14 protein-coding genes are annotated in these 15,240 nt (G+C 60.8%); 5 read left to right on the forward strand and 9 right to left on the reverse strand.

What is annotated here, in order from left to right:
• Positions 1–5 precede the first annotated feature (5 nt).
• The 6 genes from nusA to ACSQ36_RS11675 all read right to left on the reverse strand — a co-directional run bounded on the left by nusA (position 6) and on the right by ACSQ36_RS11675 (position 8,563).
• Positions 6–1,481 carry a transcription termination factor NusA gene (gene nusA, locus ACSQ36_RS11650; RefSeq protein ID WP_213761667.1) on the reverse strand — a complete coding sequence of 492 codons (1,476 nt, stop codon included), beginning with the start codon at positions 1,479–1,481 and terminating at the stop codon, positions 6–8.
• Complete coding sequence (gene rimP, locus ACSQ36_RS11655; protein ID WP_047898052.1) at positions 1,478–1,939, reverse strand: ribosome maturation factor RimP; 462 nt, start codon at positions 1,937–1,939, stop codon at positions 1,478–1,480. The genes nusA and rimP overlap by 4 nt, the downstream gene beginning before the upstream one ends.
• 442 nt (positions 1,940–2,381) lie before the next feature.
• A complete protein-coding gene (gene rluB, locus ACSQ36_RS11660) occupies positions 2,382–4,376 on the reverse strand; it encodes a 23S rRNA pseudouridine(2605) synthase RluB (RefSeq protein ID WP_436182017.1) in 1,995 nt (664 codons plus the stop codon).
• Between the two features lie 101 nt (positions 4,377–4,477).
• Positions 4,478–5,758 (reverse strand): SMC-Scp complex subunit ScpB, encoded by a 1,281-nt coding sequence (gene scpB, locus ACSQ36_RS11665; protein ID WP_436182018.1) that lies wholly within the window; start codon positions 5,756–5,758, stop codon positions 4,478–4,480.
• A 433-nt stretch (positions 5,759–6,191) separates the two neighbouring features.
• The gene (locus tag ACSQ36_RS11670) at positions 6,192–7,457 is read right to left on the reverse strand and encodes a pyridoxal phosphate-dependent aminotransferase (protein WP_436182019.1); all 1,266 of its coding nucleotides are present in this window, start codon (positions 7,455–7,457) and stop codon (positions 6,192–6,194) included.
• A 191-nt stretch (positions 7,458–7,648) separates the two neighbouring features.
• The gene (locus ACSQ36_RS11675; protein ID WP_436182020.1) at positions 7,649–8,563 is read right to left on the reverse strand and encodes a LysR substrate-binding domain-containing protein; all 915 of its coding nucleotides are present in this window, start codon (positions 8,561–8,563) and stop codon (positions 7,649–7,651) included.
• Positions 8,564–8,976: 413 nt separating this feature from the next.
• Here ACSQ36_RS11675 and ACSQ36_RS11680 point away from each other — a divergent pair, with 413 nt between their 5' ends.
• Positions 8,977–9,375: a transposase gene (locus ACSQ36_RS11680; RefSeq protein ID WP_213761671.1), complete on the forward strand. Its 399-nt coding sequence runs from the start codon at positions 8,977–8,979 to the stop codon at positions 9,373–9,375.
• 412 nt (positions 9,376–9,787) lie between these two features.
• Positions 9,788–10,048 (forward strand): hypothetical protein, encoded by a 261-nt coding sequence (locus ACSQ36_RS11685; RefSeq protein ID WP_436182021.1) that lies wholly within the window; start codon positions 9,788–9,790, stop codon positions 10,046–10,048.
• Positions 10,049–10,391: 343 nt separating this feature from the next.
• On the opposite strand, the gene ACSQ36_RS11690 is transcribed toward ACSQ36_RS11685, so the two are convergent.
• A complete protein-coding gene (locus tag ACSQ36_RS11690) occupies positions 10,392–10,706 on the reverse strand; it encodes a hypothetical protein (RefSeq protein WP_213761673.1) in 315 nt (104 codons plus the stop codon).
• 304 nt (positions 10,707–11,010) lie between these two features.
• On the opposite strand from ACSQ36_RS11690, the gene ACSQ36_RS11695 reads away from it, so the two are divergent.
• From ACSQ36_RS11695 to ACSQ36_RS11705, 3 genes are all read left to right on the forward strand, one after another.
• Positions 11,011–11,739, forward strand: a complete 729-nt coding sequence (locus ACSQ36_RS11695) for a YdcF family protein (RefSeq protein ID WP_436182022.1) — start codon at positions 11,011–11,013, stop codon at positions 11,737–11,739.
• 301 nt (positions 11,740–12,040) lie between these two features.
• A complete protein-coding gene (locus ACSQ36_RS11700) occupies positions 12,041–12,280 on the forward strand; it encodes a hypothetical protein (RefSeq protein WP_213761675.1) in 240 nt (79 codons plus the stop codon).
• A gap of 193 nt (positions 12,281–12,473) precedes the next feature.
• The gene (locus ACSQ36_RS11705; RefSeq protein WP_031358965.1) at positions 12,474–12,737 is read left to right on the forward strand and encodes a hypothetical protein; all 264 of its coding nucleotides are present in this window, start codon (positions 12,474–12,476) and stop codon (positions 12,735–12,737) included.
• Between the two features lie 110 nt (positions 12,738–12,847).
• Here the strand turns inward: ACSQ36_RS11705 and ACSQ36_RS11710 are convergent, their stop codons facing one another.
• Complete coding sequence (locus tag ACSQ36_RS11710; protein WP_213761676.1) at positions 12,848–13,135, reverse strand: putative quinol monooxygenase; 288 nt, start codon at positions 13,133–13,135, stop codon at positions 12,848–12,850.
• A gap of 645 nt (positions 13,136–13,780) precedes the next feature.
• Positions 13,781–14,992, reverse strand: a complete 1,212-nt coding sequence (bamC, locus tag ACSQ36_RS11715; RefSeq protein WP_436182023.1) for an outer membrane protein assembly factor BamC — start codon at positions 14,990–14,992, stop codon at positions 13,781–13,783.
• Positions 14,993–15,240 lie beyond the last annotated feature (248 nt).

Here is a 15,240-nt window from a genome sequence, read left to right on the forward strand (position 1 = left end):
ATTTCTCACTGGAACCAGTGTTCACGTGCTTTCATGATCAACGCCTTAGCGGCATCCTCTTCAATACTGGTCATCTCGACCAGTTCATCCACAGCCAGCTCCGCGAGGTCGTCGCGTGTCCGGATTTGATGTTCTTCGAGCTTCGCGTACAACTCGTCGGTCATACCTTCGAGGCTCTTCAGGTCGAGCGCCACACCCTCGACCTTCTCTTCATTCGCGATCGCCAACGTCAGAAGCGCATCACGGGAGCGGTTACGCAACTCGTGAACAGTGTCTTCGTCGAAGGCTTCGATTTCGAGCATTTCGTTGAGCGGCACATACGCGATCTCTTCAAGGCTGGTAAAGCCTTCGTCGATGAGAATGTCGGCCACTTCTTCATCAACGTCGAGTCGCGCCATGAACAGGCCGCGCAATGTGCCACGCTCTTCGTTCTGCTTCAGCGCGGACTCGTCCGGCGTCATGATGTTGATCTGCCAGCCGGTCAATTCGCTGGCAAGACGCACGTTCTGGCCGCTGCGGCCAATGGCAACCGCAAGTTCGTTCTCGTCAACGACGACGTCCATGGAGTGTTTCTCTTCATCCACGACGATCGACTGTACGGCAGCCGGCGCGAGCGCGCCGATCACGAACTGAGCGGGGTCCTCTGACCATAGCACGATGTCGACGTTCTCGCCACCGAGCTCATTTCTCACCGCCTGGACCCGCGAACCGCGAATCCCGACGCAGGTACCAATAGGGTCGATGCGCTTGTCGTAAGCAATCACCCCGATTTTCGCACGCACGCCAGGATCGCGCGCGGCCGCCTTGATTTCGAGCAGGCCCTGCTCGATTTCCGGCACTTCCATTTCAAACAGCTTCATCAGGAACTCGGGCGCCGTGCGCGAGAGTTCGATCTGCGGACCCCGTGCCGTACGGTCGACCTTCGCGATGTAGGCGCGAACCCGGTCGCCGACCCGCAGGTTTTCCTTCGGAATCAACTGGTCGCGGCGCAACAACGCTTCCACACGACCCGATTCGACGATGAAATTACCCTTGTCCAGGCGCTTCACCGCGCCGGTCATGATCTTTTCGCCGCGTTCGAGGAAGTCGTTCAGGATCTGTTCGCGCTCAGCGTCGCGAACCTTCTGAAGAATGACTTGCTTGGCAGCCTGCGCACCAATCCGGCCGAACTCGATGGACGGAATGGGTTGCTCGATGTATTCATCGATTTGCGCGTCTGGCTTCTCTTCCTTCGCTTCGAACAGCAGGATTTCCTGGTCAGGTTCCTGCAGGCCGGCTTCGTCCGGCACCACTTTCCAGCGACGGAAGGTTTCGTGCTCGCCGCTTTCACGGTCGATTGCCACGCGGATGTCCACGTCTTCCTCGAACAGCTTCTTCGTTGCCGAAGCAAGCGCTGCTTCGAGCGCTGCGTACACCACGTCCTTGTTGACGTTCTTCTCGCGCGCCAGCGCATCCGCCAGCATCAAAACTTCGCGACTCATTGTTTGCGGCTCCTAAAGTCAACTTTGGGGACGAGACGTGCTTTATCGAGGTCTGCGAGCGTGAAATCGAGCATCGCAGCGCCGCCGTCCTTCCCTTCGAATTCCAAACCGATCGACTCGCCGTCCGGGGCATGCAGGATGCCACGGTACGACTTGCGCCCGTCCAGCGGCTTCTTCAATGTGATAGTGACTTCGCTGCCTGCGAAGCGTTCGAAATCCGCCAATTTCTTGAGCGGACGATCGAGACCCGGCGACCCGACTTCGAGCCGTGAGTAATCGATATTCTCCACTTCGAACAGATACTGAAGCTGACGTGTGACTTTCTCACAGTCTTCAATCGCGATGCCGGCGGGCTGGTCGATGGAGATACGCAGCAAACCGCCCCCCGCGCGCTCGATATCGACAAGTTCGTAGCCCAGGCCCGAGACCGTGGTTTCGATGATTTCCGTCAGTTGCACAGTGAAAGACTCCAAGATGTTCGCGCGCTCCACGCCGAACACCTGCGGACCGCGCCTTGAGCTGGCGCACTTTCGTTGCCCCAAGATGCTGAACCGAACGGCCAAAAAAAAATGGGCGCAACGCCCATCCTTCTGTACCGAGATCACATCCGGGCGGCGAAACAAACACCATGCCCAGCGACTTCGTGATTTTAGCCATTTTTCGGGATAAACGCAACCAATGCGCCCTGTATATAGCCATATGACGGCCATTTACAAGGCAAATCGAAAGCATTCGTCACGCTTTGCCGGTCTTTCCCCGAGGCTAAAGTCATCGTGCTGAATTTAATGGACGAGTGGGCCAAGCGAGCGATCCGATTGTCCGCAGGCCCCACCCCGTCCGTACGGCTCACGTACCGCGTTTTCGAACACACACTAGTGCTCGAAAACGCGGCACCTGAACTTAACGTCCGCGCGTCCGGTTGCGCGGTGCCGGGCGAGCGCCGCCACGGGCGGCTCCTCCCGCGTTACCGCCATTACCTTGTGCGCCGCCGGCACCGGCCGGGCCTTGGCGGCCTCCCGGGCCGGGGCGCTTGCCGCCGCCGTTTGCCGAACGTGCGCCTGCACCATTGCCACTACCCATGGCAGGCGAACCGGGCGGACGGCTGCCGCGCGGACCGCCAGCGGAGCCGCCTGGACGCGGGATCGCGCGGTTGCCATTCGCTTCGCCGCCCGCACGATTGCCGTTTGCTTCCCGGCCGCCATTGCTGCCGCGCGCGCCATAACCACCGCCGCTGCCGCCGTTGCCTGCGTAACCACCGCCCGAACCGGAACCGCCACCAAAACCGCCGGGTGCGCCACGCCGGCCGCCCGCGCCACCAGGGCCGCCGCGTGTAGGCGTCGTCTGGGCGAAACGGCCGTGCGAACTGAGCACCGGCTCACGCGTGATAATGCCCATCGACGTTTGCAGCGGATCGGGCTGAATGCGCGGTGCGGCGCTACGCGCGCCCCGCTCTTCCACCGGCGCCTTGAGTCCGACCGACGCCAGGAGGCCACGCACTTCGTTGTCTTCGAGTTCTTCCCAACGGCCACGCTTGAGCCCCTTGGGCAACGCGATCGGGCCGTGCCGGGTACGAATCAGCCGGCTCACCATGAGGCCGGCCGCTTCGAACATGCGGCGCACTTCGCGGTTGCGGCCTTCAGCCAGCGCCACGTGATACCAATGATTCGTGCCTTCACCGCCGCCATCGCGGATACGCAGGAAGTTCGCCGGACCGTCTTCCAGCTCCACGCCGTGCAGCAACTTCTGACGCATGCCTTCCGACAATTCACCTACCACGCGCACCGCATATTCACGCTCGACGCTATAACGCGGATGCATGAACCGGTTGGCCAGGTCACCCGACGTAGTCAGCAGCAACAACCCTTCGGTGTTGAAGTCGAGCCGTCCGACCGCAAGCCATTTGGCCGTTTTCATCGGCGGGAGGTTGTCGAAGACAGAAGGACGGCCTTCCGGATCGGCGTGACTGACAATTTCGCCTGTCGGTTTGTGATACAGCAGGATGCGCGGCGGCTTGCTCGCGAGCTTGCGCTTGACCGGCTTGCCGTTGATACGGACCTGGTCCGTCGGCATGATGCGCTGGCCGATATGCGCCGGCTCACCATTCACCGACACCCGGCCGGCCACGATCAACTCTTCCATGTCGCGACGCGAGCCCATGCCTGCCTCGGCGAGCACCTTGTGCAGCTTCGGCGTATCGTCGTCCGCTTCGAGCACGCGTTTTTGCGGGGCGGGCCGGCCACGACGCAACATGGGAGCGCGCAGGTCGCCCGAGGTGTTGTCGGCGTCGAACGCCGGCGATGTCACGTATGCGAAAACGTCGTCCTCGGTACCGGCCGCGGCGGTTGCTGCAGCCGGCATTGCCGGTGTTGCTTGGTCGTCGCGGCGACCGCGCTTTTGAGCTTGTCCGGGTTGTTGAGCCTGCCGCGCCGGGCGACGGCCGCCTTCACGTGGCTCGCGTGGCTCGCGTGCCTCACGCGGCGCCTGGCCCTCGCGAGCACCTTCAGCCGAACCTTCACGCGGAACGCGGGGCTTGGCCGCCGACCCGGCCCGTGCGCCGTCCCCACTACCCGCGCCGTTGCGCGGCCCACGTGAGCCTGCATCCTTGCGCGGCATGCGCACTTGCGCCGCGACCACGCCATCCGGGGGTGTCTCAGCGATCACGCCAGCCGGCGCAGCGGACGACGACGCACCGTCGGCGCCCTTCGTCTTGGCGACGGCGCGACGGCGGGCGATCAGGCTGCGAGGCCCGCGCCGCAAGCCGCGACGCGGACGGTCTTCGCCCTCGGCGGGTTCGTCGTTGCGTGTGCGTTCGCCTGCATCGGCCTGGCCATGTGCTTCATCGGCACGAACGGGGCGCTCGGATTCGGGCGAATCGCTGTCGTGGGAATGTGTCAAAACAACCTCAATTATGTCGGGTCGCGCGCCCGTCGCAGGCGCGTCAAAAAATCCGGCCGATGGTGGATTAGCAGCCGAATGAAGGTTCGGGCAAACAGGCCTCAGGCGCGGCGCGCAGTCTGGTCGTCCGGTGCGTTGAATTCGTCGGTTTCGTTTGATTCGTCCGGCGCAGTCGATGCGTCGAATAGCTTCGATGAATCCGGTGTATTCGCGTTGTCAGCGCTATCGGATTCATCTGCGGCGCGCGGTAAGGCGTGTCGCGCAGCGTCGCTTGTCAATGCGCCGGCATCCGGCGCCGCCTCGCGACGGTTGACCGCGTCGCCGGGCGTTGCTTGTAATGGGTCCCGGCTAATATCTGCAACCGCTTCGAGCGGTTCCGAGCTGGTCAGGGACACCGCTTGTGGCGGTTCGAATTGCCCCGGTGCGTTCGTTCGCGCATCGGCGTTCTTCTCGTTCACAGGCTCGTCAGCGCCGGCTTGTGAATGCAAAAATGGTTCATCTTCCGGATGGACTGCTTCGGCCGCCACGGGTTCCTGCGAATACAGCGACTGAGTCTCCTCATGCGTGGTCGCGCCCGGGAATGCGTCCGACGTGTTCGACGCGTCCGACGTATCAGGCCCGGAAACGTGAGTAACCGTTCCTTGCTCGCCATCCGGCTTTTCTTTGGCGATAACCGTCGTGGTTGTGGCCTCGTCAACGTCGGACAAAAGCGCCGATGACGGCGATGCGTCCGCGCTCGAAGCGTCCGGCAGCAAAGCGGGTCCACCCTTCGATTCCAGCCCTTGCACCAACGCGGCACCGATTGCGGCGGCATCGTCGCCGGGGAAATCGATTGCATGCTGCGCGAGCAACGAAGCTTCCAGTTGCGCCGACGGGTTGTCGAGTGCGGGCAGTTCATCCAGCGCGCTCAAGCCCAGGTCATCCAGGAACTGCTTGGTCGTTGCGTAGAGCGCTGGCCGGCCCGGCACGTCGCGATGACCGATCACCTCGATCCAGCCGCGGTCTTCCAGTTGCTTCACGACCTGCGTGTTCACCGTGACACCGCGAATTTCTTCGATGTCGCCACGCGTCACAGGCTGCCGGTAGCCAATGATCGCGAGCGTTTCGAGTACGGCCCGCGAATATTTGGGCGGCTTTTCCGGGTGTAGCCGATCGAGATAGGCCCGCATTGCAGGTTTGCTCTGAAACCGCCATCCGGACGCAAGCGACACAAGTTCCACGCCACGTCCCGACCAATCCTGCTTCAGGGCGTCGAGCAAGGTGCGAACCGTGTCGGCCGAGATATCGTCGGCGAAAAGCTTGCGCAACTCGGCGAGTTTCAGCGGCTCCTGCGCGCAGATCAAGGCAGTCTCGAGGACGATCTTCGCCTCTTGGGTATTCATGCAGCTAGATAGGACCCTGTATGGTCTATGAACCGGTCAAGTCAGACCGAATCGAATGACGCCGACTACTCGAACCATTCGCAACGCTCAGACTGGAAAACCGTGGACGAGGATACTGACGACGCGCTCGCCCGATTTCTGATCGGTCATATTGATTGGGAGCACGCACCGGGGGGAGGCCAAACACGGGATCAGATACTGATCGCCGAGCTTTTCCCAGCCGGACGAAGCAGCGCTTTCCAAGGCGGAAGCGCGTGACTGGACGCATATTACGCAAAAACAAACGGTGCGTAAAGGTGAAACATTGGGTCGCCCCCAGACTCACGTCTGGTGGCCTTCCGAAACCGAAACCCTGCCCCCCGTCCTTGTCCTGTCCCTGTATTACCCCGCCCCTTGCTCTCCGCCAACCTGCAGCCCCTAGCCGCGTACCCGCTCACCCGGCCGGGTGCGCTTCCATGAACGCTCGCAGACGTGCAACCCCGGCGTCCAGGCGGGCAGTGTCGCAAGCGTAGCACCAGCGCACAAACCCCTCTCCTTCTGGACCGAATGCGCTGCCAGGCGCAAGTCCGAGCGCGCTCTCGCGCACGAGCGCCTTGCACAGCTCCAGGCTGCGGTTCGCACCCGGCAGCCTGAAAAACAAGTACATGGAACCGGCTGGCGCCCGCACATCGATACCCGGAATCCGCTGCAATGCCGTCACAAGGTAATCGCGGCTGGCGCGCAAGTCGGCGACCAGCGCTTGTGTAAATTGCTCGCCGTCCCGCACCGCAGCGATCCCGGCCATCTGGACGAACGAAGGCGCACAAGAGGTGTTGTACTCGACCAGCTTGCCGAGATCCTCCATCAGGCGCTCGGGCGCGACGATCCAGCCGAGCCGCCAGCCCGTCATCAGCCAGGCCTTCGAGAACGAATTCACTGCTATTACCCGTTCGTCACGGCTTGCCAGATCGAGGAACGAAGGAGCGACCGCGGCGTCATCGCCGTAATAGAGGCGCTCGTAGACTTCGTCGGCGACCAGCCAGATGCCAAGCTGCCGGCACCGGTCAAGCACTGCCTGCTGCTGCTCGCGTGTCATGACCCAGCCGGTGGGATTATTCGGCGAGTTGATCATCAACATGCGCGTGCCGGGCGTGAGAGCAGCCAGCAGCCGGTCGAGATCGAGCGTCCAGCCGTTGGCGCCATAGGTCAACGCGACCGTTTCCACTGTAGCGCCGAGAATCTTGGGAATTTCCACGAGATTCGGCCACAGCGGGGTGACCGCCACCACACGGTCGCCTGCGCCTGCGACCAGCTGCGTCGCCAGCATCAGTGCGTTGACGCCAGCGCTTGTCACGGCAATTTCAGCTGGCCGGGTGGCGCCATGCAGCTTGCCGACGTAGCCGGCAAGCGCTTCGCGCAGCGGCGCGATGCCCAGATTGTGCGTATAGAAGGTTGCACCGTCGGCAAGCGCACGGCTGGCGGCGTCGCGGATGAACAGCGGCGTGACCTGATCGGATTCGCCGAACCAGAAAGGCAGCACGTCCGGGACACCGAAACCCGCATTGGCGACCTCACGAATCTGCGACGGGCGCAACGCACGGACGGCGTCACGTGCATTCGGCACACGTTCGCCTTCGGCCTGTGCGCTTACATGTGCGCTTGTATGTGCATTTGCCAGCGCACCCAGTTCCGAGATAACCGCCCCTTCAGACTCGCTCATTGCCGCCTCCACCGATATAAAGCGAAAGTCTAACGCGACGCCCTCCGAAAAGCGCTGTACGGCGCGTGCGTTAGCCATCAGGCCAGTTCTTGCGCCCTTTCGCGGGCTTGCCTGGGCGTGCAATAGCGCAAACCGCTGATATCGCTCCGGAATGGCCCACGCACTAGCGACCAACCCGATCGAGCGATGGGCTAAGCCAGTTCTTCAACGCGTTTCGGCAATCCGGCGACCAGGCCCCACACCGACTCGGCGGCAGGCGACAACGACCGGTCGCGCCGCCGCACCAGCTCGACGGTTCGCTCGACCCGCGGCACCAACGGTAACGCGACCAGTGACGAGTTCGCCGGCAACGGCAGGGCCAGCCACGGCAGCACGCTAATGCCGACACCCGCCTCCACCAGCCCGAACACCGTAGCGGAATGACCCAGCTCCTGCACCACGTCGGCAATGACATGATGCTCACGCAGCACGGCATCGATAATCGGACGGCTTCCGGAAGCATGGTCCAGCATGACCAGACGTTCGCCGGACAATGCGGCCCACGGTACCTCCTGCGCCGCGGCAAGAGGATGATCCCGTCTCGCAACCGCGCAAAACGAGTCGGTCATCACGACTTCCCCATACAGGTCGTCATTGGCGTAGGGGCCGATCGCCACACCGAAATCGACCTCGCCCGATTTGACCTTGCGAATCACGTCGCTCTGGAGGTCGTCACGCAAACCCAGTGAAATCAACGGAAATTCCCGGACACAGGCCGAAATGACGAGCGGCATCAGACGGCACGCCACGGTCGGACTGGCCGCGACAATGACCCGTCCGCGCCGTTGCTGACCGAGATCGCGGATTTCGCGGAGTGCTTCATCAAGGTCCGAGAGCAGCCGCGACACGCTGCCCACGAGATTCGTGCCAACGTCGGTGAGTTGCACCTCGCGGGTGGTCCGGTCGACCAGCTTCAGCCCGATTTCCCCCTCGAGCTCACGCACGCACCGGCTCACCGCCGACTGCGTCAGGCCGATTTCATCGCCGGCGCGGCTAAAGCTTTGCAGCCTGGCGACTTCAATAAACACGCGTAGCTGGCGCAACGTCACATTGAGCGCTCGGCTCATACCCTTCCCTCATCAATCCATCTCATAGATGCAAATTGTAGATCAAGGTCGGTCAAGAAAACGGTTTCATCAAGGGGCGCGCTGCGGTGCAGCAGAAATGCATTCGCGCACGCAGGATGGGCTTATTGCACTTGATTGGTGATTGTCCCGATTTCATTAACTGCACTTATAGCGTCTCATACGGCCCATGCTGGCACCGCGCCAGCCTACTGCCGCGAGGCTTTCCGGCCGATCGATACACGCATGGCACGGTTCTCGCATTTACTTGCGCAGAGGTCGGCGCCATTGCAGTTTTAAACGCAAATCGTCCGTCGCAATGTCTGCTCCGACCTTACCTGGGTTCGATCTTCGAATTCCGACCAGAGTGCGCGGCGCGGGGCAGCGCACCGGGGTTAGCTTCGCTGAGGTGAAACATGATGTTCGACGATCTAAGAGATAACGAGTGGGCGCTGGTAGAGGCCTTGTTTTGCGCAGAACCGGCACGCAGCGAACGGCGCGGCCGTCCGCGTGTGGAAGCACGCGCTGTTGTCAATGCCGTGTTGTGGGTTCTGTCCACGGGCGAAGGCTGGTCGAAGTTGCCGGGCCGCTACCCGTCGCCGCCGACTTGCCGTCGACGGTTCGACGAATGGCAAGCAGATGGTACGCTCGCCGAAATCGTGAAACGGCTGGGCAGCAATGGTCGTGAGGTGTCGTTGCGGGGCCGGATCGGTTCCACCGCCGCGAAACCGCCTGCACCGCCGAGCCGCGACCGTCTGCGTGGCGCATTCTGGACGAATCCGGAATCGTGGCGCGCGCCGGTCAAGATGGCCTGACAGCCGGCCCAATGCGGTAAGCGGCATGGTCGGTCGCTGTACGGCCAGGCTGTGCGGCTAAATTTACGCGAAGCACCCGCGCGCAGGTTTCCTGCGTTTTATCCCGGCTCCCACCGATGTCTCTCCTCGAGTGATGAGCCACCGGTCTGCACTCGCAGACCGTTTAGTCAGTCAAAAATCTGCCGGCAGGCGCTCGCCTTTCGTTCATCGAAAGGGAGCGCATGGCGTGCATTACCTCCACGCACATTGACATTGCGGCCGCTCAAACATGCGCCCCGCGACGATTTGTTGCGCCCAGTCAGGAAACCCGGGAAACAACTCTTTACCAATATTTACAACATGCTTTCGTGCGCTGGCATAGCTTGTGAAGTTGGCTAGCGGACCAATACCGGTCCGAAGGGGAGTTTTCATCATGAAACCAATGTCACTGGTGGTATGCGGCATTGTGCTTTCATCGCTGGGGGCGGCAATTACGGTGCACGCGGAACCGGCAGCGGGCAACTTCGCGCTGCGCGCGGATACGCAAGCCAGTCCGCAAGCCTGGAGGAAGGAGCCAGTGCGTGGCAGCGATATGACCGAAACCGCGCCGCGTGGGGATTTACGAGGCGATATCGCGAGTAATGCGCGAGCACGGCCGGAACCGGATCGCGGAGGTCGCCCGCGTAAGCACTGAGGAGCGGTCGAAACGCACAAGTCACCGGACAAGCGTGCAAAGCCACCGGCATACTGCGCAATGAAATCATATTCGGTCGATGGAGTGCCCTTCCGGGAACCCTTCCTCATCGCGCCAGTCCGACCTTATGCCATGAGCACAGCGTGGCAGCAGTAGATCCGGTACGCCCGTATCCTCGTGATACGGGCTTTTTTTTGTCGGAATTTTGCCGCTGTCATGAGCGTGCCGCTTTCACAGCCTGACCCATTCGACGCAGAAGTGGCGCTACCGCTGCCGCAACCGTTTGCCCGGCACTGGAGCGCTCGACGCGCGAGACTGCTTCAGCGCGAAGGTTGGAAGCGCTTTAAGCGCGTGCTTCGGCCAGGGGTTCCTGAATGACGGCCGGAGAATAAGGCGCTGCGCGATGCAGGTCCCAGTCCATCGAACGCTCGTCTCGCGCGAGCCGGGAAAATTCGAATTTGCCCCGCTCGGTTACTACCGCAATGTCCACGGGCGCGTGAAAACCGGGAGCGGGTGCAACGGTGCGTTGCCGGACCAGTTCCAGCAGGCCCAGGTCGCGTAGATGGCTGAAAACGTTAGGGCGTCTTGCCCACGGAACTTGACGATACTGAGCTCGCCGGAGCGCTTCGAGTACGGCTTCGTTTGAATACGTGGTCATCTCGTTATATCTTCCAGTGCAGCCGTGACGGCGCCACATGGCAGTAACTGACTGCCAGCGGCACCGACTAAACGCGGCACGCCCCGAAACCAGTCAAAATGCCGACTTCGCGGCCCCTGACCGGAACTCGCAGCCGCCGCTTGCGCTAGGTGCTGCTTATTTCTGCTTACCGCTACTTATAATTCCGAGCGCCCGTTAAACGCGCACTACACCACGCGTTCCGCAGTTCCGGCGATGCATTCTCACGAATGCGATGACCACGAAGCGGATTATCTCGAAAACCTATACGTTACCTCAAACCAAATTGGTTCTTATAACTTTATTGCTGCTTTTCTTTGCACTGTTCGCAGTTTGGCGACAACGCCGGCGCGCGGTCGCGCTTGTTTGCGTCGTGCTGTTCTGGGCGCTGGGCGCGAGTTGGCTCGCGGCGCCGCTGCTTCACCTTGCGCAGCGCGGGTTCGAACAGAAGTCGAGACCGCAGGACGTGCATTTCGCATCGCGAACGACTTTTATCCTGCTGGGCGGCGGCACGCGTTACGACGACGACAAACGCCTGGTTCCAAAACGTGATGCGTTCACGCGTATTGTTGTCACAGCCGAGCTGTATCGTGAGTGCCGGCGCGCAGGCGGCGCTTGCCGTGTCATCGTAAGCGGCGGTAATCCGCAGCATCATGAACAAGCTGAAGCCGATAATTATGCGCCCTTCCTGCTCGCTCGCGGCGTGAGCGCCAGCGATCTCGTGCTCGAAAACGAAAGCCTCAATACGTACCAGAACGCTCGCAATGTCGCGAGCATCGTGCAGCCGGAACGCGACGAAACCCTGGTGCTGATTACGTCCGCTTATCACATGCAACGGTCATTGCTTGCCTTCAGCGCTTTTGGCCTCGACACGCAAGCGTTCACCAGCAATGTGCGGCAATCCGAAGCGACATTCTTTCCCCGCCGGCGCGGTTTCATCGATACTGAAACTGCCCTGCATGAACTGGTCGGCGTCGCACGCTTTCGGGTGTACCGGAGATTGGGGCTATATTGAATCGAAGCTTGAATCGAAGCAAAGCGACCTGGTGTTATCAGTGATGTGTCAAGGTCGTTACCCATCTCGAAATTCAGTACTAGAAAGCAATGCGCTTCGCCGGTATTATCGCCGGTTCAGTCAATCGACTGGCCGGGCTGATGCTCTGTTAGAGTCGAACCGCAGTGTCATTGCTGAAATGTAACGGCACTGTAACTACATGTAACGATTCGCGGGCAGGATCGGTATTTGCTACGCAGCGTGTAATGTCTCGCCAATCGGGACAGGCCAACCCGGGTTCAACGAGTCTATGGAGGTAACAATGAAGAAAATGTCCCTGGCAGTCTTGTTTTCCCTGAGCGCAATGACCAGCGCGGCGTTTGCGCAATCCGATCAGGGCGTCATGATGAGTACGGATCCGGCCAAAATCTCGGATATCGAGCAGCGCGCGCAGGACCTGCAGGCACGCCAGTCGAACATGCAGACCGAAATGCCGATGCACAAGGGCGCCACGCATCACAAGAAGTCGGGCATGAAGCATTCGAAAGGCACGGCCGAATAAGCAATCGCGTTTATGCGTCGCAACGGCGCGCAAACGTTAGCCGTTGGACGAAAAAAGCCGGATACGACGCACGACGCGTTGTATCCGGCTTTTGTTTGTTATCGACGACTTCAGGCGACTATGCGTTCACCGCCACGGCGTATGCTACATTCCGCGTCGATAAATTGAATCGCACCCGTGTGCGGAGGATCGTATGAGCAACATCCAGCTGGATATTGAATGGACCGAAGCAGCATCACGCAAGATTGAAAAGCTGATGCCGCGTAACGCAAAGGACAAGGACGCATATCTCGCGCTGCCGCCCGTGGAGTGCCTGCCCATGGAAGGCGACGTGCTGTTTCTTGGCCCGGACGGCAAACAACAGCCGTTTATCGTGGCCGAACGTCAGTACCATCATGACGGCGACGCCGACTGGACCATCATCCTGATTCTCGACGTGCCGCACGAGACTCATTAAGGGCTGGCGAGGTAAAGGCTGTGGTGTTGTCAGGGCCGCGGGTTAGGGCCACCAAGCACGGAGACATTGCCGCGCGGACGCACCGGTGACCGCGTGCCCGATTCAGCGGCTCAGAGCTTTGCCACTACGTTAATTTCACCGTGCTCGATCAGGTCCGGCAGTGTTTTGCCGAGCGCCTGGATGTGCGGCGTTTGATTGTGTTCGGCCAGAGCCGCCTCGCTTAGCCAGCGCTCGAAGAATACGAACCGACGTGGTTCCTTGATGTCGCGATGCAGGTCATATTGCACCGCGCCTGGTTCCTTGAGCGTCGGCGCCACGATGCCCTGTAGCGCTTCCTTCAGTTTGTCTTCGTTGCCCGGTTTGGCGACGAATGTTGCGACCACGGCGATTTCCGTCATGACTTGACTCCAGATTAAAGGATCAAGCATAGCGTCGACGTCACACGCTCGCTGAAACGGCTTTTGAATGGACCAGAAAAAAGCCCGCGTTCCCTTTGGGGAGCGCGGGCAAAAGCCGTCGCCCTACGAGGATAGGCGACGGGGCCATCGAGATCCGCTTGGCCAGCGGACCGCAATTCGTGAAAAGAAAATTGGTGACATATGGCGACGTGAAGCACGTACGCCGCTTCGCGCAGGCACCATGCAGATTACATGCCACAGATGCAATGTAATCCCTATGCGATTGATTCCTATAAGCTTTCCCGCACATAAAAAAGTAGAAACAGCGCCCGACCGAACAATGTAACTACTGCTGTAACGTGACACCGGCATCATGAAAGATCCGCTTCCTTCCCTCAAAGGTCCTTCGCCCGAAGCGTAACGCGGAGACCATGTTCACTCGCGCGCGTTACCGCGCATTTGAACGCAAAAGGCATTTTCATCAAGTGCTTCAACTAATTTCGGACGCAAAAAAACCCGCCTGAACTTCAGGCGGGTTAGTCGCGGGTCAAGCATTACGCGCGGTCTTTCGGTGACATTCAGCTTACTGATTCAACCTGCTGACTCAGCCTCCTGAACCAGTCCGCAGAAACTCTGCGGTGCGCTTCAATGCAACTGGTCGTCGAGCAAGCCCATGATCTGGCGCGCTTGCGGCGAGGAATCGACGTTACCCTTGCTGTCGATGATCGACACACGCGTCTGTGTCTCTGTCAGCGCGCGCACGTTGATCTCGTAGTTCTTGGGTAGCTTCTCTTTCTTACCGTGGAACACCTGGTTCCAGAAGCCCTGCTCCGCCGACGTCATGTCCTTCGGGTCGACATACCGGACGAAATAAATGCCGCGGCCACGATCACGGTCGTCGACGGTGAAGTTCGTACGGTCGAGCGCCAGACCCACACGCAGCCAGGCACGATCGTAGGGCTCCGGCACGTTGATCTCAACCGAGTTGGCTTCGGGCACCACGTCTTCCTGGATCGGCGTCTGTGCGGCAAGGGCGACGTTCTGTGCCGCCCTCTGCGCTGCAGTAGTGGACGCGGGTGAGCTCGCTGCCGCGGCCGCAGCCATGGCAGCGTCGGTCGCGCCGGTCTGGCCGCTGGCCTGACGCGCGTCGGCCAGTGCAAGGTTAGCCATCAAGCGCTTGAGGTATTCGCCTTCCAGGGCGGGATCGTTAGGCTTGGCCTGCCACTGGCTTTGATCGTTATTGGTTCCCGTCAGCGCTTCGCGCATGCCCTTCTGACTGATGAACACATACGTTCCGCCGTTCGGCGCTGCCTCGAGCCGGGTGCGGTATTTGTTGCGTTCGGCGGCAACGTATGAGTTGCCTGTTGCCATTGAAAGCGTATTGCGAATCAGCCCGTCCGAGATCTGCGGATGGGTTTCGTTCCAGTCGGTTTCCATGACGCCCTTGTCACGCGCGTCCACGACAAGCAGAAAACCCTGTTCCTGCCAGAAACGACGAATCTGAGGCCAGACCTGATCTGGCGCCCTGGTGTCGATGACCAGCCAGCGCTCCGTGCCGTCACGCTGAATATGCATGCCTGACACGGGCGGGATGACCGTAGGCGCGTTCGGCGCGACCTTCTGCACTTGCTGGAGGTCCGATAACGACGCCTGCCCGCCCTGCGGCGGCAAAGAGCGCTGATCCCCCGTTTCGTCGAGCAGATTGGGCGGAACAGCGAGGGAAGCCTGTTTTGCCCGGGCATCGCTCTTGTAATTGATTGCATCGGGAGACGACGTACCGCATCCGGCAACAAGGCCTCCCACCATCAAGAGGGCTGCGACCTTCAAAGCGGGCTTGTTCACACGAAAATCTGTCATGTTTGGGAAATCCTTCCGCTACGCCACGGCGTTTTCCGTGGATCAACCAAGCATTTTACCGGTCCGACGCGCCGTCGTGCAAAAACAGTGTCCCTGACGTTGTACGGCCCGGATGACACGGCACCCGCGAGGTCGCCCGGGCATGAATTCCATGCCGGGAAATTTGAACGGGCATCGCGCATCCGGACAGGCGAATCAGGCCACTCCTGCACGCTTCCGAACATGCGTTCCGACGTGCTGCCCGGCTT

This window comes from Caballeronia sp. LjRoot34 (assembly GCF_964253815.1).
Classification (GTDB): Bacteria; Pseudomonadota; Gammaproteobacteria; order Burkholderiales; family Burkholderiaceae; genus Caballeronia.

Excerpts from the sequence above, each read along its gene's own strand:
- nusA (WP_213761667.1), bottom strand. The coding sequence starts at position 1,481 with ATGAGTCGCGAAGTTTTGATGCTGGCGGATGCGCTGGCGCGCGAGAAG.
- ACSQ36_RS11680 (WP_213761671.1), top strand. The coding sequence starts at position 8,977 with ATGATGTTCGACGATCTAAGAGATAACGAGTGGGCGCTGGTAGAGGCC.
- ACSQ36_RS11685 (WP_436182021.1), top strand. The coding sequence starts at position 9,788 with ATGAAACCAATGTCACTGGTGGTATGCGGCATTGTGCTTTCATCGCTG.
- ACSQ36_RS11670 (WP_436182019.1), bottom strand. The coding sequence starts at position 7,457 with ATGAGCGAGTCTGAAGGGGCGGTTATCTCGGAACTGGGTGCGCTGGCA.
- ACSQ36_RS11710 (WP_213761676.1), bottom strand. The coding sequence starts at position 13,135 with ATGACGGAAATCGCCGTGGTCGCAACATTCGTCGCCAAACCGGGCAAC.
- scpB (WP_436182018.1), bottom strand. The coding sequence starts at position 5,758 with ATGAATACCCAAGAGGCGAAGATCGTCCTCGAGACTGCCTTGATCTGC.
- ACSQ36_RS11705 (WP_031358965.1), top strand. The coding sequence starts at position 12,474 with ATGAGCAACATCCAGCTGGATATTGAATGGACCGAAGCAGCATCACGC.
- bamC (WP_436182023.1), bottom strand. The coding sequence starts at position 14,992 with ATGACAGATTTTCGTGTGAACAAGCCCGCTTTGAAGGTCGCAGCCCTC.
- ACSQ36_RS11700 (WP_213761675.1), top strand. The coding sequence starts at position 12,041 with ATGAAGAAAATGTCCCTGGCAGTCTTGTTTTCCCTGAGCGCAATGACC.
- ACSQ36_RS11675 (WP_436182020.1), bottom strand. The coding sequence starts at position 8,563 with ATGAGCCGAGCGCTCAATGTGACGTTGCGCCAGCTACGCGTGTTTATT.
- ACSQ36_RS11690 (WP_213761673.1), bottom strand. The coding sequence starts at position 10,706 with ATGACCACGTATTCAAACGAAGCCGTACTCGAAGCGCTCCGGCGAGCT.